This window comes from Bradyrhizobium sp. LB8.2, assembly GCF_040548035.1.
In the GTDB taxonomy this organism is placed as follows: domain Bacteria; phylum Pseudomonadota; class Alphaproteobacteria; order Rhizobiales; family Xanthobacteraceae; genus Bradyrhizobium.
The window spans coordinates 90,292-114,855 of record NZ_JBEPQV010000011.1 but is presented as its reverse complement, the minus strand read 5'-3'; the positions used below and the strand labels follow the sequence as shown (position 1 = coordinate 114,855).

At 65.6% G+C, this 24,564-nt stretch carries 20 protein-coding genes; 15 read left to right on the top strand and 5 right to left on the bottom strand.

The genetic code is table 11. The annotated features are described in order from the left end of the window. The first annotated feature begins 129 nt into the window (after nucleotides 1-129). The 3 genes from ABIB06_RS16020 to ABIB06_RS16010 all read left to right on the top strand — a co-directional run bounded on the left by ABIB06_RS16020 (nucleotide 130) and on the right by ABIB06_RS16010 (nucleotide 4,451). The gene (locus ABIB06_RS16020; RefSeq protein ID WP_354049694.1) at nucleotides 130-1,059 is read left to right on the top strand and encodes an efflux RND transporter periplasmic adaptor subunit; all 930 of its coding nucleotides are present in this window, start codon (nucleotides 130-132) and stop codon (nucleotides 1,057-1,059) included. Further along, entirely contained in the window at nucleotides 1,059-4,208 is a 3,150-nt protein-coding gene (locus ABIB06_RS16015) for an efflux RND transporter permease subunit (protein ID WP_354049695.1), read from the top strand. Before ABIB06_RS16020 ends, ABIB06_RS16015 begins: the two co-directional genes overlap by 1 nt. 63 nt (nucleotides 4,209-4,271) lie before the next feature. Then, on the top strand, nucleotides 4,272-4,451 hold the full coding sequence (locus tag ABIB06_RS16010; protein WP_354049696.1) for a DUF433 domain-containing protein: 180 nt from the start codon (nucleotides 4,272-4,274) through the stop codon (nucleotides 4,449-4,451). Nucleotides 4,452-4,522: 71 nt separating this feature from the next. On the opposite strand, the gene ABIB06_RS16005 is transcribed toward ABIB06_RS16010, so the two are convergent. Beyond that, complete coding sequence (locus ABIB06_RS16005; RefSeq protein ID WP_247345109.1) at nucleotides 4,523-5,197, bottom strand: Crp/Fnr family transcriptional regulator; 675 nt, start codon at nucleotides 5,195-5,197, stop codon at nucleotides 4,523-4,525. Nucleotides 5,198-5,458: 261 nt separating this feature from the next. Here ABIB06_RS16005 and ABIB06_RS16000 point away from each other — a divergent pair, with 261 nt between their 5' ends. The 3 genes from ABIB06_RS16000 to ABIB06_RS15990 all read left to right on the top strand — a co-directional run bounded on the left by ABIB06_RS16000 (nucleotide 5,459) and on the right by ABIB06_RS15990 (nucleotide 11,357). After that, nucleotides 5,459-7,525 carry an AsmA family protein gene (locus ABIB06_RS16000; RefSeq protein ID WP_354049697.1) on the top strand — a complete coding sequence of 689 codons (2,067 nt, stop codon included), beginning with the start codon at nucleotides 5,459-5,461 and terminating at the stop codon, nucleotides 7,523-7,525. Between the two features lie 250 nt (nucleotides 7,526-7,775). Beyond that, nucleotides 7,776-10,223, top strand: a complete 2,448-nt coding sequence (locus ABIB06_RS15995; RefSeq protein WP_354049698.1) for an adenylate/guanylate cyclase domain-containing protein — start codon at nucleotides 7,776-7,778, stop codon at nucleotides 10,221-10,223. A gap of 306 nt (nucleotides 10,224-10,529) precedes the next feature. Further along, nucleotides 10,530-11,357, top strand: coding sequence for a hypothetical protein (locus ABIB06_RS15990; RefSeq protein WP_354049699.1), 828 nt, complete (start codon nucleotides 10,530-10,532; stop codon nucleotides 11,355-11,357). Here the strand turns inward: ABIB06_RS15990 and ABIB06_RS15985 are convergent, their stop codons facing one another. Both ABIB06_RS15985 and ABIB06_RS15980 read right to left on the bottom strand, forming a co-directional pair. Continuing rightward, on the bottom strand, nucleotides 11,358-12,626 hold the full coding sequence (locus ABIB06_RS15985; RefSeq protein ID WP_502916552.1) for a Spy/CpxP family protein refolding chaperone: 1,269 nt from the start codon (nucleotides 12,624-12,626) through the stop codon (nucleotides 11,358-11,360). Between the two features lie 158 nt (nucleotides 12,627-12,784). Then, nucleotides 12,785-13,798: a LysM peptidoglycan-binding domain-containing protein gene (locus ABIB06_RS15980; protein ID WP_354049701.1), complete on the bottom strand. Its 1,014-nt coding sequence runs from the start codon at nucleotides 13,796-13,798 to the stop codon at nucleotides 12,785-12,787. Nucleotides 13,799-14,059: 261 nt separating this feature from the next. Between ABIB06_RS15980 and ABIB06_RS15975 the strand changes: the two genes are divergently transcribed. The 6 genes from ABIB06_RS15975 to ABIB06_RS15950 all read left to right on the top strand — a co-directional run bounded on the left by ABIB06_RS15975 (nucleotide 14,060) and on the right by ABIB06_RS15950 (nucleotide 21,283). Continuing rightward, a complete protein-coding gene (locus ABIB06_RS15975; RefSeq protein ID WP_354049702.1) occupies nucleotides 14,060-16,723 on the top strand; it encodes a bifunctional diguanylate cyclase/phosphodiesterase in 2,664 nt (887 codons plus the stop codon). Nucleotides 16,724-17,043: 320 nt separating this feature from the next. Continuing rightward, a complete protein-coding gene (locus ABIB06_RS15970; protein WP_354049703.1) occupies nucleotides 17,044-18,003 on the top strand; it encodes a helix-turn-helix domain-containing protein in 960 nt (319 codons plus the stop codon). Between the two features lie 98 nt (nucleotides 18,004-18,101). Then, complete coding sequence (locus tag ABIB06_RS15965; protein ID WP_354049704.1) at nucleotides 18,102-18,392, top strand: hypothetical protein; 291 nt, start codon at nucleotides 18,102-18,104, stop codon at nucleotides 18,390-18,392. 108 nt (nucleotides 18,393-18,500) lie between these two features. Beyond that, nucleotides 18,501-19,706, top strand: a complete 1,206-nt coding sequence (locus ABIB06_RS15960; RefSeq protein WP_354049705.1) for an NAD(P)/FAD-dependent oxidoreductase — start codon at nucleotides 18,501-18,503, stop codon at nucleotides 19,704-19,706. A gap of 93 nt (nucleotides 19,707-19,799) precedes the next feature. After that, the gene (locus ABIB06_RS15955; RefSeq protein WP_354049706.1) at nucleotides 19,800-20,717 is read left to right on the top strand and encodes an MBL fold metallo-hydrolase; all 918 of its coding nucleotides are present in this window, start codon (nucleotides 19,800-19,802) and stop codon (nucleotides 20,715-20,717) included. Nucleotides 20,718-20,923: 206 nt separating this feature from the next. Then, nucleotides 20,924-21,283, top strand: a complete 360-nt coding sequence (locus ABIB06_RS15950; RefSeq protein WP_354049707.1) for a hypothetical protein — start codon at nucleotides 20,924-20,926, stop codon at nucleotides 21,281-21,283. A gap of 29 nt (nucleotides 21,284-21,312) precedes the next feature. On the opposite strand, the gene ABIB06_RS15945 is transcribed toward ABIB06_RS15950, so the two are convergent. Together ABIB06_RS15945 and ABIB06_RS15940 are read right to left on the bottom strand one after the other, a co-directional pair. Beyond that, nucleotides 21,313-21,435: a hypothetical protein gene (locus ABIB06_RS15945; protein WP_279666951.1), complete on the bottom strand. Its 123-nt coding sequence runs from the start codon at nucleotides 21,433-21,435 to the stop codon at nucleotides 21,313-21,315. Nucleotides 21,436-21,531: 96 nt separating this feature from the next. After that, nucleotides 21,532-21,708: a hypothetical protein gene (locus ABIB06_RS15940; protein ID WP_354049708.1), complete on the bottom strand. Its 177-nt coding sequence runs from the start codon at nucleotides 21,706-21,708 to the stop codon at nucleotides 21,532-21,534. Nucleotides 21,709-21,839: 131 nt separating this feature from the next. Between ABIB06_RS15940 and ABIB06_RS15935 the strand changes: the two genes are divergently transcribed. The 3 genes from ABIB06_RS15935 (at nucleotide 21,840) to ABIB06_RS15925 (ending at nucleotide 24,421) form a co-directional block, all read left to right on the top strand. After that, on the top strand, nucleotides 21,840-21,971 hold the full coding sequence (locus ABIB06_RS15935) for a hypothetical protein (RefSeq protein WP_256467631.1): 132 nt from the start codon (nucleotides 21,840-21,842) through the stop codon (nucleotides 21,969-21,971). 120 nt (nucleotides 21,972-22,091) lie between these two features. Beyond that, nucleotides 22,092-23,216: a lactonase family protein gene (locus tag ABIB06_RS15930; protein ID WP_354049709.1), complete on the top strand. Its 1,125-nt coding sequence runs from the start codon at nucleotides 22,092-22,094 to the stop codon at nucleotides 23,214-23,216. A 317-nt stretch (nucleotides 23,217-23,533) separates the two neighbouring features. Continuing rightward, entirely contained in the window at nucleotides 23,534-24,421 is an 888-nt protein-coding gene (locus ABIB06_RS15925) for an efflux RND transporter periplasmic adaptor subunit (RefSeq protein WP_247345150.1), read from the top strand. The last annotated feature ends 143 nt before the right edge of the window (nucleotides 24,422-24,564 follow it).

Here is a 24,564-nt window from a genome sequence, read left to right as displayed (position 1 = left end):
CGTGATGTGGTGTAAAGTCTCGCTTCCAGAGCGCGTCCCGCAGCCTTGCGGGACGCTGCTTTATTTCAGGGAAACGCTCTCTATGGGCCGAGTGCGGATGGCCATGAGCCAGGCCAGGACGATCCGGCGATGAATCTCTCCGAATATCTCAAGCCGGCCGGAACGGTGGTCTTCGTCGTTGCGCTCGGCGTCGGCTATTATCTGTTCGAGCACCGGCATCGCCCCGAGGCCAAGGAAACGCCGAGCGAGGCGCTGGTCATCGTAACGAAGTCGACCAATGCCTGCTTCTCCGACCTGGTCCGGGTGACCGGCTTCTTCGTGCCGCGCCGCGAAGCCGTGGTCGTCGCCGATCAGGAGGGATCCAGGGTCACCGACCTCTTCGTCACCGAAGGCACGCTAGTCGCCGACAATCAGGAGCTGGCGCGCCTGACGGCCCCGCCCCAGATCCCGGGCCAGCCGCAGCGGCCCGGCCCTCAAGGTCCGGTCTCGCTGAAGGCCTCTGCGCCGGGCCTCGTCACCGAGGTCCGCACCATCGTCGGTGCGCCGGCCTCGCCGCAGGCCGGTCCGATGTTCCGCATCGCCGTCAACAACGAGATCGAGCTCGACGCGCAGGTCCCGGCGGTGCACATGCCCAAGCTCAGCGCCGGCGCGACCGTGCGCATCAGCCGCGACGACTCGCCCGATTTGATCGGGCGAGTCAGGCTGGTGGCGCCCGAAATCGATCGCACCACCCAGCTCGGGCGCGTTCGCATCAGCGTCACCAACAATCCCTCGCTGAAAATCGGCGTGTTCGCCCGCGCCTCGATCGATGCCAAGCGAAGCTGCGGCGTCGCGGTTCCCAAGACCGCGATCGACCATCTCACCGTGCAGGTCGTCAAAGGCAACATCGTCGAGACGCGCAAGGTACGGGTCGGACTGTCGTCCGACAGCGCCACGGAAATCCTGCAAGGCCTCGACGTCGGCGAAATCGTCGTGGCCGACGCCGGCTCTTCGCTGCATGACGGCGACCAGATCAAGACCATGTTCGCCGATGAACTCGATCGCACGCGGGTACGCTGATGGCTCTCAATATCTCGGCATGGTCGATCCGCAATCCGCTGCCGTCGGTGGTCTTTTCCGTCATCCTCCTGATCCTCGGCTGGGTGTCCTTCACCAAGCTCGCGGTGACACGGCTGCCCTCCGCCGACATCCCCGTGATCTCGGTCGCGGTATCGCAGTTCGGCGCCGCACCCGCCGAGCTCGAATCCCAGGTCACCAAGACCGTTGAAGACGCCGTCTCCGGTGTCGAAGGCGTCAGGCACATCACCTCGCAGATCACCGACGGCCTGTCGGTGACGACCATCCAGTTCGCGCTGGAGACCAACACCGACCGCGCGCTCAACGACGTCAAGGACGCGGTGACGCGCGTGCGCTCCAACCTGCCGCAGAACGTCACCGAACCGCTGATCCAGCGCGTCGATGTCATCGGCCTGCCGATCGTCACCTACGCCGCGATCTCGCCCGGCAAGACGCCGGAACAGCTCTCCTATTTCGTCGACGACGTGGTCAAGCGCGCGCTGCAGGGCGTGCGCGGCGTCGCCCAGGTCGAGCGCATCGGCGGTGTCGAGCGCGAGATCCTGGTCTCGCTCGATCCCGACCGCCTGCAGTCGATGGGGCTGACTGCCGTCAATGTCAGCCAGAGCCTGCGCGGCACCAATGTCGACGTCGCCGGCGGCCGCGCCGAGATCGGCAAGAACGACCAGGCGATCCGCACCCTCGCCGGCGCCAAGACGCTGAGCGACCTCGCAGGCACCATGATTCCGCTGTTCGGCGGCGGCGAGGTCCGGCTCGACGATCTCGGCACCGTGACCGACACCATCGCCGACCGCCGCACCTTCGCCCGCTTCAACGGCGAACCGATCGTCGCGCTTGGCATCAAGCGCTCCAAGGGTGCCAGCGACGTGAAGGTGGCCGAGGCCGTGCAGAAGCGCATCGACTCGCTCAAGGCCACCTATCCCGACGTCGACCTGAAGGTGATCGACACCTCGGTCGAATATACCAACGGCAATTACCACGCGGCGATCTCGACGCTGTTCGAAGGCGCCATCCTCGCCGTCATCATCGTGCTGTTGTTCCTGCGCGACCTGCGCGCCACCGTCATCGCCGCGATCTCGCTGCCGTTGTCGATCTTCCCGGCGTTCTGGGCAATGGACCTGCTCGGCTTCTCGCTGAACCTCGTCAGCTTCCTCGCCATCACGCTGTCGACAGGTATTCTGGTCGACGACGCCATCGTCGAGATCGAGAACATCGTCAGGCACATGAACATGGGCAAGTCGCCCTATCGTGCCGCCCTCGAAGCCGCGGACGAGATCGGCCTCGCGGTGATCGCGATCTCGCTGACGATCATCGCGATCTTCGCACCCGCAAGTTTCATGTCGGGCATCGCCGGACAGTTCTTCAAGCAGTTCGGCATCACAGTCTCGGTGCAGGTGTTCTTCTCGCTGCTCGCGGCGCGCTTCGTCACGCCGGTGCTCGCCGCCTACTTCCTCAAACACGGCAATCACCAAGAGCCGCCGCCCGGCCGCGTGCTGCGGTCCTATCACAGGATCGTGGCGTGGTCGGTGAAGCACTATTTCATCACGGTGCTGGTCGGCTTCGGCGTCTTCGCCGCCTCGATCTGGAGCATTACGCTGCTGCCGCAGGGTTTTCTGCCGGCGCAGGACAGCTCGCGCTCACTGGTTGCCCTCGAGCTGCCGCCGGGCACGCAGCTCGCCTACACCGAAAAAGTCACCGAAGACATCGTCGCCCGGCTGCGCAAGCGGCCTGAGGTGAAGAGCATCTTCGTCGACGGCGGGCGCGTTCCACCGGGCACCCAGGAAGTCCGGCGCGCCGCTTTGATCATCAACTACACGCCCAAGGACAGCCGCTACATCACCCAGCGCGAGCTTGAATTCTCGATCAGCCAGGAGCTGGAGAACATTCCAGACATCCGCTTCTGGTTCCTCGACGAGAACGGCCTGCGCGCCATCTCGCTGGTCGTGACCGGCGCGGACGCCAACATCGTCAACAACGTCGCCAGCGAGCTCGCGACGCAGATGAAGCGGATTCCGACCATCTCCAACGTGATCTCGGAAACCACGCTGGAGCGGCCCGAGCTGCGCGTCGAGCCGCGCGCCGATCTCGCCGCACGGCTCGGCGTCTCGACCGAAAGCCTGTCGCAAACCATCCGCGTCGCCACCATCGGCGACGTCGGGCCCGCGCTCGCCAAATTCGACGTCGGCGATCGTCTGGTGCCGATCCGCGTGCAGCTCGAGGATGCCGCGCGCGGCAATCTCAAGACGCTCGAGCAGCTCCGCGTGCCGCTCGGCGAGCATGGCGAGAAGGGCGGCGTGCCGCTTTCGGTCATCGCCGACGTCAAGCTCGACCAGGGTCCGACCAGCATCAACCGCTACGATCGCGAGCGGCAAGCAACTGTCGCGGCCGATCTCGTCGGCTCCGCCGCTCTCGGCGACGCCACCAAGAAGATCTACGACCTGCCGGTCATGAAGAGCCGGCCGAAGGGCGTGAAGGTGTCACCCTCCGGCGATGCCGAAAGCCTGAATGAACTGTCCGAAGGCTTTGCCACCGCGATCACGGCGGGTCTGATGATGGTCTACGCCGTGCTGGTGCTGCTGTTCGGCACCTTCCTGCAGCCGATCACCATTCTGTTCTCGCTGCCGCTCTCGATCGGCGGCGCGATCGCGGCCCTGCTGATCACCGGCAAGCAGCTCACGACACCGGTGTGGATCGGCATCCTGATGCTGATGGGCATCGTCACCAAGAACGCGATCATGCTGGTGGAATTCGCCATCGAGTCCATTCGCGCCGGCACACCGCGTGAAGAAGCCATGATCGACGCAGGCATGAAACGCGCACGCCCGATCGTGATGACCACGATCGCGATGGCCGCCGGCATGATGCCAAGCGCGCTTGCGGTCGGCGCAGGCGGCGAGTTCCGCTCGCCGATGGCGCTCGCGGTGATCGGCGGCCTGATCTTCTCGACCATCCTGTCGCTGGTGTTCGTGCCCGCAATGTTCATGGTGATGGACGATCTCGGCGCCCTGATCTGGCGCTTCGGCAAGCGGCTGGTCGTGCACAGCGAAGATGCGGACGACGCCGGTCATCACGGCGCTGCGCCGGCAGAGGCAGCGCCGGTGCCGAAGGGCATTGCGCACCCTGCAGCGGAGTAGGTTCCGAAAAGACGGGGCAGAGGCGCGCGCTGGCACAAGTCGGTCGCGCGCGTAGCTTACGACATGGCTTTTGTGCGTATCACGATGGACCCAGCTGGCTGCACCGGCAAAGCCTGCATTCGCGGGCTGCGGTTTCCAGTCGCACGATTGCTCGGCCTGCTGGCAGTCGGCGAGCCGCGCGAATCCATCCTCAATGACTACCCGTATCTGGAGCGCGAAGATATTGATGAGGCGTTGCGATAGGCGGCCTCCCTCGCAGAGGACACAGCCGCCGATCTCCCTCGCACCTTCCAAGCGAAGTGAAGTCGCTCGACTTACTCGTTCCGCGCGATCGCCGTCAGCTTGGTCATGTTCCTCAGCAGGATGCGGCCGCGCTGGAGATCGAGGATCGCTTCCTTGCGCCAGGCCTGAAGCTGGCGGTTGACGCTCTCGCGGGCGGCACCGACGAAGACGCCGAGCTGCTCCTGCGAGATGTGCACCTCCGAGCCGAAATCGGCGGCGAGCGCGCAGAGGCGCCGCGCGAGGCGAACCGGCAGCGGCTGGAGCATGGACTCTTCCATGCGCTCGCTCTGCCAGCGGATGCGCTGGCACAGCAGCGCGATGATCTTGATCCCGACCTTCGGCTCGCGTTCGAGGAAAGCGAGAAAGTCTTCGCGCCGCAGCACGAACAGCTCGCTGGCTTCGCCCGCGGTCGCATCGGCGGTGCGGCTCTGGCCGTCCAGCACCGCGACCTCGCCGAACAGGTCACCCGGCCCCATGAAGTTCAGCGTCAGCCGGCTGCCGTCGGAGGAGCCGGTCTCGATACGGACCTGGCCTCGACGTACGCCGAACAGCGCGTCGCCGCCATCGCCCTTCTGGAATAGCACCTCGCCGTTCCCCAGATGCTGGGTGTGGCAGAGATTCGACAGCCGCTGGAGCTCGTCTGCGCCGAGATCGGCAAACATCGCGTTCATCTTCAGGATGACCGCAAATTCGGCCTGCTTGCTCATTTCAATGTCCTTGTGAATTTCCGTGGCCAGTGTCCCTGGCCCGTTTCCTTGGCAAATCGCTTGGAACCATCAACATCAGGGTCGCGTAAAACCGCGCCGGGGAAGTGTGTCATAAGTCACATAACTTTGCAGCACCCCAAGACTATTTTTACGCGCTTGGAGCCGCTTCCCGTCCCGGGATAAACTCAGGCGCAAAGGACGGGTGCAAATGACGGTCATCTGCCGGATTCGACGCCGATTGTCCGTCGCTGGAAAGCCGATATGAGAGCAGTGAAATTCGCCGGCGCGGCGGTGGCCGCCGTCGTCATCGTGATCGCACTCCTGCTGGTGGTCGGGATCCCCTCGGGCTTCCTGACCTCGACGATTGCCTCGCGGGTCGAGAGCGCGACCGGCTATCGCCTGTCGATCGACGGCACCACCAGGATCGGCCTGTGGCCGACGCTGAACGTGACGCTGAACGACCTCACGCTTGCCGACCCCAAGGACCGCAGCGGCATCACACGCCTGACCATCGACAGCGTGCAGGCCGACATGTCGCTCTCGAGCGTTTGGTCGGGCCGCCCGAAGATCAGCGAGCTCGTCGTCACCCATCCCGTGCTCTACCAGCCGCTGCTGCGTGAGCGCCTGCCGAATGCCGGCGGCGCGTCGAAGCCGATCGCGCTCGATACGGATGGCGCCGCCATCGACCGCGTCAAAGTCACCGATGGCGAGATCGCATTCGCGCGCGTGCGCGACCGCGTCGAGAGCCGCATCAGCGCCATCAATGCCGATGCGATCGTCGATCGCGACCGCAAGATCAACATCACCGGCACCGCGCGGGTCGGCGAGCATCCGACCAAGTTCGACATCAAGGCGACGACGCCGGCGCCGCCAGCCGACCGGCCGACCATTCCGGTGGATTTCGCCATCGACATGCCCGATGTGCTGAAGTCTCAGCTCGCAGGTCGTGCCGAGATGCGTCTGAGCGGCGATGTCGTGATGATCAACGGCGTGAGTGGCACGCTCGGCGATGGCGCCTTCAACGGCTGGGCCTCGGTCGATATCGCGAGCAAGCCTCTGGTCAAGGTCGATCTCGACTTTCAGCGGCTCGCGATTCCGCTGGCGAAATCGCCGGAAGGCGCGTCCGGACAGCCCTGGAGCGATGCGCCGATCGACGTGTCCGGGCTCAATTATGTCGATGCGCAAATCAGGATCTCGGCGCACGAGGCCGTCATCGGCGATGCGCGCCTCGCGCCGCTGGCGATCGATGCAAAGCTCGCCGGCGGCGTACTGAAGGCCGGCACCGCCAATCTCGGCGCCTATGGCGGCCAGGTCTCGGGCGAAGTGATCCTGGATGCGACCAGCGGCGCGCCGAGCTTCGCCATGCATTCCGACCTCACCGGCGTGCGCGCGCTGCCGCTGCTGCAGGGCCTTGCCGAATTCGACCGGATCGACGGCAAGCTGCAGGCCAAGCTCGCGCTGCGCAGCGCCGGCACCAGCCAGCGCGCGTTGATGGCGAACATGCAGGGCACCGCTTTCGTCAATTTCCAGGACGGCGCCATCCGGGGCATCAACATCGCGCAGATGATCCGCTCGCTGACGTCGGGCACGCTGTCCGGCTGGCAGGACAACCAGAACAACAGCCAGGAGCAGAGCACCGATCTGTCGCAGCTCTCGGCGTCCTTCCGCATCGACAAGGGTCAGGCGGTGACGACCGATCTCAATCTGATCGGGCCGCTGGTGCGACTCACCGGCGCCGGCACCATCGCGCTCGACACCAAAATGATGGGTTTTCGCGTCGAGCCGAAGCTGGTGATGACGACCGAAGGCCAGGGTCGCGCCTCCGAGCTGGTCGGCTTCGGCATCCCCGTGATGATCCAGGGCAGCTGGTCGCAGCCGCGGATCTATCCTGACATGAGCGGCATGCTGGACAATCCGGACGCCGCCTATGCCAAGCTGCGCGAGATGGGGAAGGGCCTGTTCGGCCCCGACGGCGCCGGGCTCGACAATATTTTGGGCAGCCTTGGTCTCGGCGGCACGACCGCGCCGGGTGGCGGCAATGCAGCCGGCAATGCCAATCCGCAAACCCAGCAGCCGGGACAGAACAATCCGCTCGGCGGCCCCTTGGGCGAGGCGATCGGCAATCTGATCCAGCAGGGACTTTCCAGCGGTGCGGCAACCGGCACGGGCAACGGAACGGCCACCGGCCGCAGCCGCAGCCTGCCGGCAACGCCATCGACACCGGCGCCGCAGGCATCCCCCGCGCCCCCCGCCCAGAAGGACCCGCCGACGGCACAGCAGGACAGCCAGCCGATGAACGACGTGCTGCGGCAGCTCTTCAATCGATGATGGGCGGACCAACGCTCTGGACTCCACGCCAATCCCTTACCTCGGCTTTGTCTCACCCTGCTTCATCCGAACGGATGAGACTGCGACAATTCACCACCCGTCCGGCCCAAACCGGCCTCCCCAGCGGGTAACCAAGCCTGCCGGTCCACCGGTCGTCCGGTCCAAATTATGCTAGCAAATTATGCTAGAAGGACCGCTGGGCCCGCACAGGCCGTAGCGCCGGCGTCGATGGCGGCGCGAGAGGATCGGGATGGCGGGAGCGAACGAGAAGACACGGTTTCTACGCGAGGGCCTGTTCGCCAAATACGTCGTCTCTCTCGTCGGCCTCGTCGTGTTCGTGCTCGCCGTCAACGGGGCGATGGAGAGCTGGATCTCCTACCGCGCCACCAAGACACAGCTGACCGACGGTCTCGAGGACAAGGCGCAGGCTGCCGCGCGGCGGATCGAGCAGTCGATCTCCGAGCTCGAGCGCCAAATCAGCTGGGTGACGCGGGCCAGCCAGGACACGCTGGAGAAGCGCCGCGCCGACTACGCCCAGCTGCTGCACCAGGTCTCGGTCGTCAACCAGCTGTTCCAGCTTAACGGCGAGGGCCGCGAGGTGCTGCGCGTCTCGCGCCAGTCGACCACGACCGGCAGCAATGCCGACCTCTCCCGCGACATGCGCTTCACCGACACCGTCGCCCGCGGCGTCAGCTACGCGCCGGCGTGGTTCTCCGACCGGACGCCGTTCATGTCGATCTCGGTGGCGCATTCCGGTTTCAACGCCGGCGTCACCGTGGCCGAGCTCGACCTCAGCTTTCTCTCCGAGTACCTCACCGACGCCCAGGTCGGCAAGGCCGCCTTCGCCTATGTGGTCGATCCGCGCGGCCGCGTGCTGGCGACGTCGTCGAAGGGCCCCGATGTCGGCAAGGATTTGTCGAAGCTGCCGCAGGTGGCGGCCGCGGTCGCACCAGGCCACGAGCCCGACAATTCGGGCACCGACTTCAACGGCCATTCGGTGATGAGCGCCGCGAGCATCGTGCCGAAGCTCGGCTGGAGTGTGATGTTCGAGCAACCGACCACGCAGGCCTTGATGCCGATCCGCGACCAGCTGGTGCGCATCGCGCTGCTGATGGGCATGGGCCTGCTGGTCGCGATCCTCGCCGGCACGCTGCTCGCCCGCCGCATGATCATTCCGATCACGGCGCTGCGCGACGGCGCGCACAAGCTCGGCGAGGGCGATTTCAGCCATCGCATCGACGTGCACACCTCCGACGAGCTGGAAGATCTCGCCGGCCAGTTCAACCGCATGGCCGGCCAGCTCCAGGAGACCTATTCGGACCTGGAGACCAAGGTCGAGGAGCGCACCCGCGATCTCGCGCAGTCGATCAACGAGCTCAAGGTGCTGGAAGAGGTCGGCCGCGCGGTCGCCGCCTCGCTCGATCTCAATGCCGTGCTGCCGACGATCGCTGCGCGCGCGATCGAGATCACCCACGCCGATGCCGTGCTGATCTACGGCTACGACGCGCAGGCGCGCCGCTTCAATCTGGTCGAGGCCAACGGCATCGACAAATCCGCCGACGGCGCCCATGTCACGATCGACGAAGGCCAGAACATCCTGAGCGATGCGGCCGGGAGCGGCGAGCCGATCGCGCTTGCCGATCTCAAGCAGGCTTCCGAGCAACCGCTGCGCGACGTCGCGATCGATGCCGGCTTCCACTCGGTGCTGGTGGTGCCGCTGGTGGACCAGCAGGGCACGCTCGGCTCGCTGGTGGTGCTGCGCCGCGCCAGCGGCGAGTTCGCCGCCAGCATCATCGGCCTGATGCGCACCTTCGCCAACCAGGCGGTGCTCGCGATGCGCAACGCGCGGCTGTTCACCGAGGTCGACCACAAGGGCCGCGAGCTCGCCGCTGCGCACGAAACGGTGCAACAGCAAGCGGCAAAGCTCCAGGAGCAGACCGAGCAGCTACGCAACTGGAACCGCTCGCTGGAGGAGCGCGTCGAGAAACAACTCGGCGAGATCGGCCGCATCAAGCGGCTCGAACGTTTCCTCGCCCCGCAAGTGGCGCAGCTGATCGCGTCGTCCGACGGCCACGACGCGCTGCTCGACAGCCACCGCCGCGAAGTCACCGTCGTGTTCTGCGATTTGCGCGGCTTCACATCATTCACGGAGGCGACCGAGCCGGAAGAGGCGATGAACGTGCTGCGCGAATATCACGCGGCACTCGGCGAGCTGATCCACCGCTACGAAGGAACGCTCGACCGCTTTGCCGGCGACGGCGTGATGATCCTGTTCAATGCGCCGATTCAATTCGCCGACCACACCAAGCGCGCGGTCAAGATGGCGGTCGAGATGCGCGACGTGATTGGCCAATTGACCGAGAAATGGAAGAACCGCGGCCACTCGCTCGGCTTCGGCGTCGGCGTCGCCATGGGCTACGCCACGCTCGGCCAGATCGGCTTCGAGCAGCGGCTGGAATATGCCGCGATCGGCAGCGTCACCAATCTCTCCTCCCGCCTCTGCGACGAAGCCAAGGCCGGGCAGGTCGTGGTCAGCCGGCGCGTCTACGGCATGGTCGAGCCCTGGGTCGAAGCCCGCGCGCTCGACGATCTCGTGCTCAAGGGCTTTAACCACCCCGTGCTCGCGATGGAGATTCTGTCGTGGCGTGAGGAAGTGGAGAACGTGGTGGATGCGGCGGCCGCAAGGCGGCGGATGTGAGTTTGCTTTGAACGACAGCTGAACTTGTAAGAAATTCTTACAAGTTGCCGCCGTCCCTCCAAACAAAAAGTGCGAAAACAACCCCATGCACAGTAGACGGCCGCTGCGAGATCAATGACTTACGCGGCTGCCGATGTTGGGGGCCGGCAGTTTGACACGTCGGGCAAAACACCGGCAGGATGGCATCATCCCGACGAACCACATCCCTCCTCCGCGCGACTAACGATCGCCTCCGCGTCGAGGCTAACATCCGGATGGAGACGACCTGTGGCGTTTGCCTTGCCTTCGCGTGCTTATGATTTGCAGATGCTGGACCGGCCCGCCGATCGTGAGCGCGATCATGGCTGGGTCTATGGCTTGCCGCCGGGCATCAGCAACGAGCAATGGCCGCTCGATCCCGTCACCGGCTTTCCGCTGATGCACGGCTTCACATTGAAACTGCCGGAGGATTATCGCGTGCATGGCGAGGACATCGTCGCGGTGTCGTTCTTTGCCACGGCGCCCGATCACAATGACGGCGGGGCGCCCGATGATCCCGAGATTCGCGAGGCGGTGCAGGCGCGCGCCTCGCATCCACGGCTGTCACGCATGACTGACATCCTCGACTACGAGTATGCGTCGCTGCTGCTGACCGCCCGCGAATATGACGGCGCGTTGGCCACGCCGCCCGCACCGCTCGCGCTTGCGACGGCCGATCGGCCGCGCTGGCTCGACGTCGGCGGCGCCAGCGCTTTCTTCGAGGTTGCCCCGCCTTACGCGAAGAAGATGTTCGCGAGCCCTCCGCGCGGAGATCTCGCCGAGACCCGCGCGATCGCGTTGCAGCCGCGTGCGAGCGATCCCAATGCCGGCAAGGGCCCGCAGGACGAGCACACGCGCCAAAATCCGCCGAGCGGCTATCAGCCCTACTTTTATTATGTCGGCGGCGTGCGGAGTCGCGACAATTTGCGCCTGCACGATTGGGGCAAGGAGCACGCCCACAATCATCTCGGCGGCACCATGCGGCCCTGCCAGGCGGTGCCGGAGATGAGCCCGTTCTACGTCGAGTTCGAGGAATATTTCGGCGGCTACAATTTTGGCGGCGGCAACGCGCAGCTCGACTTCAAGGACATGAAGTTCGACTGGGCGTGCGGGTGATTACACCCCGCGCTTCGGCCCAATCGCCTCGAACCCCGCCTTCTGCTCGTCGCTCAGATCAGCCTCGAAATCGTCGAGCGCATCGCTGACGCCGCTCACGGCCTGCAGCATCGTCTCCAGCCGCGCCTTCACAGTGGCAAGGCGGGCCTGCGGGGTCGGTGCTGCTTTTGACGGACAGGCGCTCAACGTCTCCATGGTGCGCAGCGTGGTGTCCTGAAGTACGTCGAGACGCGCGCGGGCGATGTCGTCGAGTTTGAGCGTGGACGCGATGTCGGCCGCGGGCCATTGCCGCTGCACGAGCTGCTCGTATTGGCGCTGCACTTTCTCGTCGTAGCGGGGATCGCTGTCCGCCTGGCAGGCCGATGCCGCCTGGGGATTCTTTTCCTGGATCGACGCGAGCGCGGCGCTGCGGTCCTTGGCCAGCGCATCGAGCTTTGTCTTCTGGCCGTCGTCCAGAAGATCGACGAATTTTATCAGCGCAGGTGCGACGGCGTCCGTTGCCTTGATCATGGCCGCGAGGCGCTCGCGCATCAGGCCGAGGCGTTCCATGGCCGTCGTAGGGACCTGCGTCGGACAGGCGGCGCGGATCGTGTCACCCGCCGCGAGCCAGGCGGTGGCGAGCTCGTCGAGCGCTGTGCGCTGCAATTCGTTCGGCTGCACGGAAGCGGCGATGCGGTCGACCGGCAGGCCGCCGGTGTCGCTGGCATCGCAGACAGTCTCCGCGGTCGGCACTCTCCGTCCGCGCCTGCCTTGCGGCGCGGTGTAGGCGGCAAGCTCGGTTACCGCATAGGGCGAAAAGATCGCGGCATAGATGTCGCCATAGCCATAGAGCGAGAGGCTGGTCGCATCGCCGAGGATGATTGCGGTGGTGAGGTCGTCATGCGCGAACGGCCAGAACACCGGGCCAGCCCAGCCGTAGCTGCCATCGGGATGACGCCACCAGCCTTGCGGGCGCTTGCCGCCGCGCCAGCCCGACAGGGCAGCTTGCGCCGTGAGCGCCGCACGGAGGACGTAAGGATTGGCCGGCTGCTCGCGCTCAACACCGCGAGGATCTTGTGACCGCAGCGCAGCGGAGCGGTATCGGCCGCCTCGCACCGCCATGCGCGCGTGGCGCAGGCGCGACATGCCGATCACGTGGCCAATGGCGAAGCGCGCGACACCGAGCGGGCCGCCGCGCAATCCGAACTGCGCCTCGGCGCAGTTTGGCAACAGCACCACCAGCATCACGAGGATTGCGCCCGTTAGCGCCAGCCCCAGCCTGAGACCCATGCGGGATCTCGACATGACCACTGACCTGTCCACCCTGGCCCTCCTCCGGCGCCAAGCGCGCATCGCGTCGCATCACGTTGACGCGCGGAGGAACCAAATGTTCCGGAAGCACACAGGGCAAAGCGTCGCAATGCGCACCGGACAGTGCCGATGCGGTGTCACTCCGTCTTCTGCGGCACCACGAAGGTCTGACCGGGATAGATCAAATTGGGGTTGTGAATCTTGGAGCGGTTGGCGTTGTAGATCACGGCAAAGCGGGCGCCGTCGCCGTAGGCGAGCCGGCTGAGCGCCCAAAGGCTGTCGCCGCGGGAGATCACCCGGTTGCCGCCTGCTTCCGCCGGTGCACCGCCGACGACGTCCGCCGGCGAGGCCGATGCAACGGTCGTGGCCGCGGGAGCCCGCGCCATGACCCCTGACATGCCCCTGGATTTCGGTGCGCCCATCAATCTCGGCCGGGCCGCGGGCCTGTCCGATACCGATGCCACGACATCCGACTTGTCGTCAGGCTTCTCGGCCTTCGCCTCTTGCTTCGCAACCGGCACAGGGCGCGCGGGCGGCGGCGCGGCTTCGGCGATCGTCACCGGCATGCCGCGGCCGGATTGCGTGACGGTGCCGTCAGGCGATTTCGCCCGCAGGGTCAGCTCATAGGAACCGGCAGGAAGCTGCGGCGGCGTCATCACGAATTGGCCCGATGCATCCGCCACCACCGTGTCGAGCGGCTTGCCGTCGCGCAGCAGCTCGACCTTGGCGCCCGGCGTCGCCTGGCCCGCGATCACTGCCGCCTCGCCGTGATCGTCGACGCGCGCGACGTCGAAACGGGGGCCGGTATCCGCAACCGCCGGCGGCGGCTTGACCGGCGCAAGATCGACAAGCGCGGCGGTGACCTGCTTCTGCGTTTCGGCCAGCGCACCCGCCTTCGGCTCGGGGGCCGGCGCCGGAGACGCAGCTGGCGACGGCGGCGCGACGGCGGCGAGCTTTGGCTCTTCCGGCTTAAGTTCCGGCTTGGGTTCGACCTTCTGTTCGACCTTGGCCTCCGGCCTGGCGGCGACCACGGTGTCGGTCTTCGCCCAGTTCGGCAGCAGGCGGCGCAGCTCGGTGGGGCCGATCACCAGCACGGTGCCGCCCACAGCGAGCAGACAGAATGCAATGAAGGCCTTGGATGCGATCGTCATCAGAAACGAACCTTGATCAGAAACGAAGCTTGCAAATCAGCCGGGAACAGCAAATTGCGCCGTTTTGGCCGCGGCAGCAAGACGGTCGATAGGATGATGAGCCAACGCGCCAGGGATGAACCGACGCCACCCCGCCGGCGTCAAATGATCGACCGCATCGCGGCACCCGCCTGAATCCGTTCTGATTCATATTTTCCTAACCCTCGCTGGTAACCGGCTCTTGTCGGTTTTGCTGCATCTTGCATCCCACGGGAGGGCTGCATGGGCACATCGATCAGGTGGACCGCGCGCGTGCGCGGGTTGCTGCGCCGTTGGCGCGGCGCGCCACTGACTTGGCTAATCGTCGGCGGTTTCGTGCTGATGGCTGCAATGGCCATCGGCACCGCGCTAACGGTCGACCGCTTCCGGCAGAATGCGATCGAGAGCGGTCGCGACAGCCTGGAAAACTCAGTCCGGCTGCTCGCCCGTCATTTCGACCGCGAGTTCGAGGATTTCGCGGTGCTCCAGAAGAGCGTCATCGCGGAACTCGAAAGCCGTAGCATCGAATCCGCTGATGTCTTCCGCAGCCAGATGGCAACACTCGCCATGCACGAGGTGCTGCGCGCAAAGACAAGTGGTTGGTCCGATGTCGCCGGCGCCAATGTGTTCGATTCCAACGGCGTTCTGATCAACTCGTCGCGGCGCTGGCCGGTCGCCGACATCTCGGTCGGTGACCGCGGCTATTTCAACCGGCTCAAGAACGACGCGTCCGCGCAGGAAGAGATCGAAGTCGTGCCCGGACGGTTCGGCGGTGGCGCCGCGATCGTGTTCGCGCGCCGCGTCTCCGGTCCGCACGGCGAGTTCTACGGCATGGTCTCGCGTGCGATCACGCCCGACCAGCTCGAATCCTTCTTCGCCTCGAGCGGGCTCGGCGAGGAATCCTCGATCGCGATGCATCATCAGAACGGCCAGCTGCTCGCGCGCGTTCCGCATGCCGACGCGATGATCGGTCAGAATTTCCGCAACGGAACGCCCGAGCAGATGGCGGTGTTCGAGCGCACCTTCGTCACCACGCAGCTCGCAAGCCCGATGGACGGCAAGGACCGCATCGTCGCCTCGCGCATGCTGACCGGCGAGCCGCTGGTCGTGGTCGCGACCAAGTCGCTCGACGCGACGCTAGCGACCTGGCGCACGCAAACCAAATTCTTCGTCACCGTCGCCGTGCTGTCGATCGGCCTGCTCGTGCTCACGCTTTATCTGATCTTCCGCCAGGTGACGCGCCGGCTCTCGGTGGAGAAGCAGCGGCTCGACACCGCGATGAACACCATGACGCAGGGCCTCCTGATGTTCGATCAGGACGAGCGGCTGATCGTCTGCAATCGGCGCTACATCGAGATGTACGGCCTGTCGGCCGAAATCGTGAAGCCCGGCGCCCATTTCCGCGAAGTGATCCAGCATCGCCACGACACCGGCTCGTTCCACGGCGACGTCGATTCCTATTGCGACGGCATCTTGAGCAATGCCGGGCAGACGCAGAGCGCGATCGTCGAGACCGCGGAGGGCCGCCTGATCGAGATCAAGAACCAGCCCGGCGCCGCCGGCGGCTGGCTCGCGACCCATGACGACGTCACCGATCGCATCCGCGCCGACGAGCGCATCGCGCATATGGCGCATTACGACGCGCTGACCGACCTGCCTAACCGCGTGCTGATGCGCGGCCATCTGGAGCGCCGCGTCGCGGAACTCAGCCAGGGCAAGCCGTTCGCGATCCTCTATATCGACGTCGACGAGTTCAAGGGCGTCAACGATTCGCTCGGACACGAGGTCGGCGACGAGCTGCTGCGCCAGGTCGCGAACCGGCTGCGCGCCTGCGTCAGCGGCAACGACATGGTCGCACGGTTGGGCGGCGACGAATTCGCCATCGTCAAGGCCGGCACCAACGATCAGGCCGAGCTGACGGCACTCGCCGAACAGATCCTGAAGGCGCTGCGCGCGCCCGTGAACTGCAACGGCCAGGAAATCCCGACCGATGCCAGCATCGGCATCGCGATCGCCCCCGACCACGGCGACACTCTCGAGGATCTGCTCAAGCGCGCCGATCTCGCGATGTATGCGGCGAAATCCGAGGGCCGTCGAACCTTCCGTGTCTTCGCGCCCGAATACGACGCCAAGGCAGGGCAGCGCCGTCAGCTCGAGCTCGATTTGCGCCAGGCGCTCGCCCGCGGCGAGTTCGAGGTGCATTACCAGCCGCTGGTCGACCTTGCGGCCAACGTCGTCAACGGCTGCGAGGCGCTGCTGCGCTGGTGCCATCCCGAGCGCGGCATGATTTCGCCTGCGGACTTCATTCCGGTCGCCGAAGAGACCGGACTGATCGGCGAGATCGGCGAATGGGTGCTGAGGCAGGCCTGCACCGAGGCGGCGTCCTGGCCCGGCGACATCCATATCGCGGTGAACGTTTCACCGGTACAGTTCCGCTCCAGGACGCTGGCGCTCAAGGTCGCAGCTGCGCTGGCGGAGTCAGGGCTGGCGCCCGGACGGCTCGAGCTCGAGATCACCGAGACCGTGCTGATCCGCGACGATGCGGAAGCGCTGACGATCCTGCAGCAGCTGCGCGAGCTCGGCGTACGCATCGCGCTCGACGATTTCGGCACCGGCTATTCCTCCCTGAGCTATCTGCATCGTTTCCCGTTCGACAAGATCAAGATCGACCGCAGCTTCATCAGCGACATCGGCCAGTCCGAAGACTCGTCGCCGATCGTGCAGGCCGTGGTGCACATGGCCGCCGCCCGTCACATGGCGACGACCGCGGAAGGCGTCGAGACCGAGGCCCAGCGCGAGGTGCTGCGAAAGCTCGGATGCAGCCAGATGCAGGGCTGGCTGTTCAGCCCGGCCGTGCCTGCGGCGAAGTTGAGGCAGCTGTTGTCGGCGCAGGCGGTAGCGGCGTAGCTGCGCACCGGCAACCGTACCCTCCTCATTGGGCTATCTGTCGCAAAATCGGACAACGCTTGTTCGCTTGGAAATGCGGCGTTCCTGCGCCACAAATGGTCCAATCGTCACAGCCGCGTGACGGCCTGCCGACCTGTTGTCATACCCGCCGCCCGCCCACCGTGCGTTCGCGCAAGTGCGCGCCGGCTTGGAGCAGGATCAGACAAAGAATCGCGGCTTCAGGAAATACGCCGGGCCTTCGCGGCGCATAGAACACGCGCCGACCCGTACGAATACGGACGATTGGTCGGAATCCTGAGGCGATCAGGAGGAGCCACGCCATGATCGGAAGCAGCGCACTCATGCGCAATCCCCCGCACAAAAGTTTGCCACCCGCGCCGGACCTGCAACCAGACGACAATTCGACATGCGAGCGGCGCGCCGCCAATCTGGAGATGGCGCGCGTCCTCAAGACGCACCCGCTTCGCATGGCCTCCGATTCCCAAAGCGGCGCCATCGCCTATTGGAAACACGAGGCGCTGCACGACATTGTCGAGCCGATGGCCGATCACGTCATCATGGCTTATCCCGCCGGCTCGCAGGCGCTGGAACGACGCACGGGAAAAACGGCTGCAATCGCGACGGCGCGCGCCGGCGTCGTGACGATCATTCCGGCCGGCTCGACGTCCCGTTGGGACATCCACCGGCCCTTGCATGTCGTTCAGCTCTATCTTCCGCAACGGACGCTTCTGCGCATCGCCGACGAAGCCAACACGGCAAGCCCTGACGATCTGCTGGAAAGAACCGGGCATCCCGACGCCATCACGTCCCGATTGCTCCTGAGCGCGGCCGACTCGCTCGAAGGCAGCGCCACGCTGGACGCGCTGTTCAGACAGCAATTGACGGATCTTCTCGCGACGCGCCTGTTGGCCGCCCATGCCGGCGTGCCGGCCACGCTGCAGCCGATTATCGGCGGCCTTTCGCCGGCGGTCCTGCGCCGGGCGATCGAACGCCTGCGTTCTGACAGCGATGCGGATGTTTCGCTCTCGGCGCTTGCATACGACGCAGGTCTGTCGCGTTTCCATTTCTGCCGATCTTTCAAGGAGAGCACCGGGCTCTCGCCGCATGCCTGGCTGCGCCAGCACCGGCTTGAGCAGGCCATGAACATGCTGCGGGAGAGCGACGAATCGGTCGTCTCGGTCGCCGCGGCGCTCGGTTATTCCTCGCAGACCGCCTTCGCCGCGGCATTCAAGAAGCTGACGGGCGAAACGCCGAGCGATTGGCGCAGGCGCGTGCGTTAGCAGCAATCCCTCGACAGGGACGGCAATCGCGCTGGGGCAGCGGCAAGTCGGGTGGGGTACATCATCACCATGTCCAGACCAATCGAGGGAGACCAAAGATGACCTGGAAAAACTTCGTCACCCGCCAGCTGATCGCATCACGCCGCCGAAGCCTCGCGACCGCAACCTTGTACGGACTCTCGCTGGCCGTTCGCTTCACGTCGGCGACGGGCGAGGAGGTGGAAATTCCGGCGGACTCGATGCATCCGACGCATCCGCTGGTTTCCATCATGACCCGCAATGGCCCCGGCCTGCCCTATCAGGACTGGGGTGCAATGGAGCCCCAGCCGCTCGTCTTTCGCTACAGCTTGCCGCCGCGTTCGCCGCTGCAACGCTGCATGGCGCCTTAAGACCAGTCAACGACTTCACCTCTTCGTGCCGCTGCCGGACGCTGCCCTTAAAGCAGCAACGCGGTCGCGCGCGGACTTTCGAAAAGCGGGACAACAAGGAGCAAATCCATGCGAATCATTATCATCGGTGCCGGCTTCGCCGGCATGTACGCCGCCCTTTCCGCGGCGCGTCAGCGCGAGATCCAGGGCGTCTCGCCAGAGCAGCTCGAGATCGCACTGGTTGCCCCCGCGCCCACGCTCGTGGTTCGCCCGCGGCTCTATGAAGCGAAGCCCGAGACCCTGACGGCGCCCCTGCTCGATGTGCTCGAGTCGATCGACGTCGCCTATGTGCAAGGCAGCGCCGAGACCATCAACACCGAAGCCCGAACGGTGGAGATCGCCACCGCCAAGGGCGCCACCAAAACGCTCTCCTACGATCGCCTTGTCGTGGCCACCGGCAGCCGGCTGTTCCGTCCGAACATTCCGGGCCTCGCCCAGCACGGCTTCAGCGTCGATACGCTCGACGACGCGGTCGCGCTCGACAAGCATCTGCACGGTCTTGCGAAGCGGCCCGCCGTGAACGGACGCGAGACGGTGGTGGTCGCCGGCGGCGGCTTCACCGGCATCGAAGCGGCCACGGAGATGCCGGCGCGGTTGCGCGATATCTTCGGCAAGGATGCCAGGCCCCGCATCATCATCGTCGACCGCAACATTGCGATTGCGCCCGACATGGGCGAGGGCGCCCGCCCCATCATCGAGGAAGCCCTGCGCAAGATCGGCGTGGAGACACGGCTCGGCGCCGGTGTCGCCTCGCTCGATCAATCCGGCGTCACGCTGTCGAACGGCGAGCACATCGAAACCGAGACCGTGATCTGGGCGGCGGGCATTCGCGCCGCGCCGCTGACCGCGCAGATACCTGCCGGGCGCGACAATTTCGGCCGGCTGCTGGTGGACCGCGATCTGCGCGTGCCCGGTGTCGCGGGCGTCTTCGCCACCGGCGATGCTGCGCGCGCCGCCTGCGACGACGAGGGCAATCACGCGCTGATGTCGTGTCAGCACGCCACGCGGATGGGCGCCTTTGCCGGCAATAACGCCGCGGCAGAGCTGCTGGGCGTGCCGACCAGGCCCTATCACCAGAAGGCCTATGTGACCTGCCTCGACCTCGGTGAAGCCGGCGCGCTGTTCACGCGCGGATGGGAGCGCGAGGTCGAGATGGTCGGCGCGACCGCCAAGAAGACCAAGCAGGAGATCAACACTGTCTGGATCTACCCACCGAAGGCCGAGCGCGCCGCTGCGCTCGCTTCTGCGGATCCGGAGCGCGTGACTGAGCTCTAGACGCACCAAGCGATGACGGCTGCACGTTCCTGGCCGTGCGGCCTGGTCAACCAAGACCAGCCGGAAACTCAACCCTTGAAACAGGAGACCCACATGAATCTGCACAACACCTCATATCCCGGGTCATCGGGACCCGAAGAGCTCGTTCCCTCGCGCTACGCGCTGAAGATCGGCGAGATCGACGTGCTGGTGGTCAGCGATGGCGTGCTGCCGCTGCCAACCACGATGTTGGCCCACAACGCCGACCCGGCCGTCCGGGCGACCTGGCTGCACGACATGTTCCTGCCGCAGGACGCTTTCGACTGGGCGCTGAACGCGGTGATGGTCCGCAGCGGCGGCAAGACCATCCTCATCGACGCCGGACTGGGATCGGACCCGAACTTGAACTTGCCGCGCGCCGGGCAGTTGATCAAGCGACTGGCGGCCGCCGGCATCGATCTTTCGTCGGTGACCGATCTGGTGCTGACCCATTTGCACATGGACCACATCGGCGGGCTGCTGGTCGACGGGGTGAAGGAGCAACTGCGTAAAGACCTGCGGATCCACGTCGCGGCTGCCGAGGTCAAATTCTGGGAAGCGCCAGATTTTTCCCGCACTGCCATGCCGGAAGGATTCCCGGACGCGCTTCGAGCGACCGCCAAGCGGTTCGTGAAGGAGTACGGCCCTCGGCTGCGGCTGTTCGATGACGAGCACGAGGTTGCGCCCGGCGTCATCGCCCGTCGCACCGGCGGTCACACCCCCGGACACAGCGTGGTTCGCATGGCGTCCGGCGATGATGCGCTGACATTCGCCGGCGACGCCGTGTTTGCCGTCGGGTTCGAACAACCGGACTGGCACAACGGTTTCGAGCACGACCCCGAGGATGCGGCGCGCGTACGCATCAATCTCTTGCGAGAGCTCGCCAAGACCGGCGAGATGCTGGTGGCCACGCACCTGCCGTTCCCGTCCGTGGGCCGGGTCGCGGTGGACGGCAACGCCTTTCGTTGGGTTCCGGTGTTCTGGGACTACTGAGCGCTTGCCGGATTAGCATCAACGCAGGGCGCGGACTCATGTCATCGATGAGTTCGCGCCCTTGAAAATAGGATCAAACGTCGGACCTCGCGGTTATCGCCCCACTGAGACGGCTGGAACCCGGTCGGCGGACGTCAGCCGGCATTGCGTCACGTGCAGCGCAGGCGGCTTCTCGTCTGCGCGCGCGCGAGATCGAACGAGGCGATATGGCAATCGCGGCTTTCAGGATCATCACGCTCGTAGCGGTGGCCGCCTTGATTGGGCCTTACGTGGAGGCCCGCGACGACGGTCGCTACGCAAACTCTCCCCTCAAGGGCTGGTTCGAGAGCCTGCACAGCAAGGGCGGCGGCGCCTGCTGTGCCGACGCCGACGGCACCGCCCTCGACGACGTCGATTGGGACACGCAAAACGGACATTATCGCGTCAGGCTAATGGGCGATTGGATCGAGGTGCCCGACGACGCCGTGATCACCGAGCCGAACCGTGCCGGCCGCACCATGGTCTGGCCGTATTATATCAACGGACGCGCCAAGATCCGCTGCTTCATGCCCGGCAGCATGATTTGAGGGTTCAGGAAATTTCGCAGGGCGCGGGCTTACTTCGCCTGCTTGGCCGCCCGGATCTCGGCGAACTCGGCGTCGGGATGGGTGACGATGGTGGCGAACATGATGCCGCTGATGATGAGCGACCAGGCGGTGTCCCAATAAATCCAAAACACGTGCCAGCCTCCGTTTCGATCTCCTCAGCCCGCGGGATCAGGACAACGGAAAGGCGAGGCTGCTGTTCCAAATGCAAGTGCGGCGCGGGCGAGGCGCTATTCTGGTTTCGTCGGCACCGAGTTGCGATCGGTTTGACCGGTGTGGCGCTTTGCCACGACATCCTCATCGCGCTCGCCTTGATGCGGGCGCGGCGGCGGCTCGGGCTGGCCGGCTTGGCCGCCATGCTTGCCGCCCATGTCGGGCTTACCTTCGAGATCGTTTTCGCGGGGCATGACGGTTCAATGCGCTGGCGCGGCATTGGTTCGTTTCCGCCTGTGAACGAGTTCATAGGATTGCCGCGGTTTGCAGTGCACGATCGCAAGGCGCGCCCAGGGGCATTCATTTGAGGGACGGATTCGGCCTGATGCGGAAACCACTCATCGTCCGGACGATCCTGACCTGCGCGCTGCTCGCGGTCACCGTGTGGACCGTGCTCGGGTCGCCCAAACCTCCGCCCGGCCGGCATCTGCCCTCCCGCACAGCGGCGGTGCGGTAGACCTCCCCACCGATACCATTTCGGCATCGATCAATCCCAATTGGAATTTGGTGCGGCGGGGCGGCTGCCGCTATCCTCGCGACAAAACGACACTGCCGCACCGGCTTTCAGGAGGACCCCATGTTGAGACCGACCCGACGCGTCGCATCCCGCGCGCCCCGCACTGCGATCGCCACCACCCTCGCTTTCCTCACCCTCATTTCTGGAGTCCGCGCCGGCATGGCCGAGACCTTCGCCTATGTCGGCAATGCCGACAGCAACGACATCAGCGTGTTCAAGATGGCTGAGAGCGGCGAGATGGTTCCCGTGCAGACGGCCGCCTTCAGCGGCGTCGAAAAGCCCGGCTCCTCGACGCCGCTCGCGATCACACCCGACCACCGCGTGCTGATTGCGGGCGTCCGCTCGCAGCCGTTCGTTGCGGTGAGCTTTGCAATCGATCCCAAGACGGGTCAGCTCAGCCATATCGGCAACGGGCCGCTCGCCGACAGCATGGCCAATATCGCCCTCGACCGCAGCGGCAAGTTCCTGTTCAGCGCCTCCTATGGCGGCAACAAGGTCGCGCTGAATCCGCTCAACGCCAATGGCGTCGCGGGCGAGCCGAAGCAGGTGATCCCGACCGGGCTGAATGCGCACGCCTTCCTGCCCTCGCCCGACAACCGCTTCGTGTTCGCGACCAATCTCGGCTCCGACCAGGTGCTGGCCTTCGCGTTCGATGCCACGACCGGTACGCTCACGCCGAGCGATCCGCCGGCCCACAAGGTGCCGGAGAAATCGGGACCGCGACATTTCGTATTCCACCCCAACGGCAAGTTCGTCTATCTCATCCACGAGCTGAACGGCGACGTCGCGGCGTTCGCGTACGAAGCCAAGAGCGGCGCATGGGACGAGATCCAGCGCACCACCGCGCTGCCGGAGGGGTTTTCGGGAAAGCCCTGGGCGGCAGACATTCACATCACCCCCGACGGCCGTTTCCTCTACGCTTCCGATCGCACCACCAACACGCTCACCGCCTACAAGGTCGATGCAACAAGCGGCAAGCTGTCCACGATCGGCAGCGTGCCGACCGAGAAGCAGCCGCGCGGCTTCCACATCGATCCCTCGGGGCGCTACCTCGCCGCCGTCGGCGAACTCTCCGACAGCATGACGGTCTATGCCATCGACCAGAGCGGCGGCGCGCTGACCAAGCTGAAATCCTACGCCACCGGCAAGAAGCCGAACTGGGTGGAGTTCTTGAGCCTGCCGTGAGATTGCTCACCTTTGGAGGCTGCGGGATGAGTTCGGCCTGCATGGTTCGAGACGCCCGCTTTGGCGGGCTCCTCACCAAGAGGGTCTGATATCTCGCCGCGAAGCACGACCTCATCCTGAGGGCCCGCCGCAGGCGGGCGTCTCGAAGGATGGCGCAGGGGAAAGACAGCGAACCTTGGCGCCGGTCCCGAAGACCAATTCAACGGGCGGCAACGCGCCGCCCGTGCTGCTGCGGCATTCTCATCCGGCCGGCCCATAGTCTGCCGCGGTTGCTTCTGTTATCGATGAGGCCATCAAGGCCCCAACCGGAATGACCGATGCGTTCATTGCCTGCGCGTTCTTTTTCCCAGCATTTCGTTGCGCTCACCGGACTGCTGTTGCTGTCCGCCCAGCCCGCGCCCGCCGCCGATGACGACGCGCCCAAGGGACCGGCAGTCACGGTGCTGAAGGTCGCAAAATCCTGTTTCTCCGACATCGTCGAGGCCACCGGCACGATCGTCGCGCGCGAGGAAAGCTCCGTGCGGCCCGAGCGGCCCGGCCTGAAGGTGACGGAAGTGCTGGCGGAAGCCGGCGAGACCACTACCGCAGGCCAAGTGCTGGCGCGGCTGGCGCTGCCCGAGGGTGGCACGCTTCAGGTCACCGCCCCTGTGGCGGGCGTGATCGCGACATCGACCGCGCAGATCGGCAACCTCGCCTCAGCCAAGGGCGAGGCGCTGTTCACCATCGTGGCGCGCAGCGAATACGATCTCGTCGGCCTCGTCGCGACCACCGATATGCGCAAGCTCGCGGTCAACCAGCAGGCGACCGTGCGCATCGCCGGCGCCGGAGATATCGACGGCAAGGTGCGCCGCATCGGCCCGACCGTCGAGCCGAACATCCAGCAGGGCATCGTCTATATCGGCATCTCCTCGCAGAAGCGGCTGTTGCTGAATGCGAGCGGGCGCGCGCTGATCAAGTCCGGCCAGAGCTGCAACGTCGCGGTGCCGCTGACCTCGGTGCAATATTCCTCCGCCGGCACCGTCGTGCAGGTGATCCGCCGCAACCGCGTCGAGACCAAGCGCGTCGAGGTCGGACTGATGTCGGGCGGCAATATCGAGGTCCGCGACGGCCTCAACGAAGGCGATGTCGTCGTCGCCCGCGCCGGTGCGCTGTTGCGCGAAGGCGATGCCGTGCGCCCGGTGATGGCCGCGGAAGCTGCGAAGTAGGGTTGCTATAGTCCCGGACGCGCTGCAGCGTGTAATGCTGCTGCGCGGAGCCGGGACCCATCTCTCGTCCAGGCGATAGCCTAAAAAACCAGGCCCCGGCTCAGCGCCGCATCATTGCATGATGCGCCGCGTCCGGGGCACGA

Bases quoted from the DNA above. Each gene is read 5' to 3' on its own strand.
- ABIB06_RS15975 (WP_354049702.1), top strand. From the start codon at position 14,060: ATGGGCACATCGATCAGGTGGACCGCGCGCGTGCGCGGGTTGCTGCGC.
- ABIB06_RS15935 (WP_256467631.1), top strand. From the start codon at position 21,840: ATGCGGAAACCACTCATCGTCCGGACGATCCTGACCTGCGCGCTGCTC.
- ABIB06_RS16005 (WP_247345109.1), bottom strand. From the start codon at position 5,197: ATGAGCAAGCAGGCCGAATTTGCGGTCATCCTGAAGATGAACGCGATG.
- ABIB06_RS15930 (WP_354049709.1), top strand. From the start codon at position 22,092: ATGTTGAGACCGACCCGACGCGTCGCATCCCGCGCGCCCCGCACTGCG.
- ABIB06_RS16010 (WP_354049696.1), top strand. From the start codon at position 4,272: ATGGCTTTTGTGCGTATCACGATGGACCCAGCTGGCTGCACCGGCAAA.
- ABIB06_RS16020 (WP_354049694.1), top strand. From the start codon at position 130: ATGAATCTCTCCGAATATCTCAAGCCGGCCGGAACGGTGGTCTTCGTC.
- ABIB06_RS15925 (WP_247345150.1), top strand. From the start codon at position 23,534: ATGCGTTCATTGCCTGCGCGTTCTTTTTCCCAGCATTTCGTTGCGCTC.
- ABIB06_RS15955 (WP_354049706.1), top strand. From the start codon at position 19,800: ATGAATCTGCACAACACCTCATATCCCGGGTCATCGGGACCCGAAGAG.
- ABIB06_RS16015 (WP_354049695.1), top strand. From the start codon at position 1,059: ATGGCTCTCAATATCTCGGCATGGTCGATCCGCAATCCGCTGCCGTCG.
- ABIB06_RS15965 (WP_354049704.1), top strand. From the start codon at position 18,102: ATGACCTGGAAAAACTTCGTCACCCGCCAGCTGATCGCATCACGCCGC.
- ABIB06_RS15950 (WP_354049707.1), top strand. From the start codon at position 20,924: ATGGCAATCGCGGCTTTCAGGATCATCACGCTCGTAGCGGTGGCCGCC.
- ABIB06_RS15995 (WP_354049698.1), top strand. From the start codon at position 7,776: ATGGCGGGAGCGAACGAGAAGACACGGTTTCTACGCGAGGGCCTGTTC.
- ABIB06_RS16000 (WP_354049697.1), top strand. From the start codon at position 5,459: ATGAGAGCAGTGAAATTCGCCGGCGCGGCGGTGGCCGCCGTCGTCATC.
- ABIB06_RS15985 (WP_502916552.1), bottom strand. From the start codon at position 12,626: ATGGGTCTCAGGCTGGGGCTGGCGCTAACGGGCGCAATCCTCGTGATG.
- ABIB06_RS15980 (WP_354049701.1), bottom strand. From the start codon at position 13,798: ATGACGATCGCATCCAAGGCCTTCATTGCATTCTGTCTGCTCGCTGTG.
- ABIB06_RS15960 (WP_354049705.1), top strand. From the start codon at position 18,501: ATGCGAATCATTATCATCGGTGCCGGCTTCGCCGGCATGTACGCCGCC.
- ABIB06_RS15970 (WP_354049703.1), top strand. From the start codon at position 17,044: ATGATCGGAAGCAGCGCACTCATGCGCAATCCCCCGCACAAAAGTTTG.
- ABIB06_RS15990 (WP_354049699.1), top strand. From the start codon at position 10,530: ATGCTGGACCGGCCCGCCGATCGTGAGCGCGATCATGGCTGGGTCTAT.
- ABIB06_RS15940 (WP_354049708.1), bottom strand. From the start codon at position 21,708: ATGCCCCGCGAAAACGATCTCGAAGGTAAGCCCGACATGGGCGGCAAG.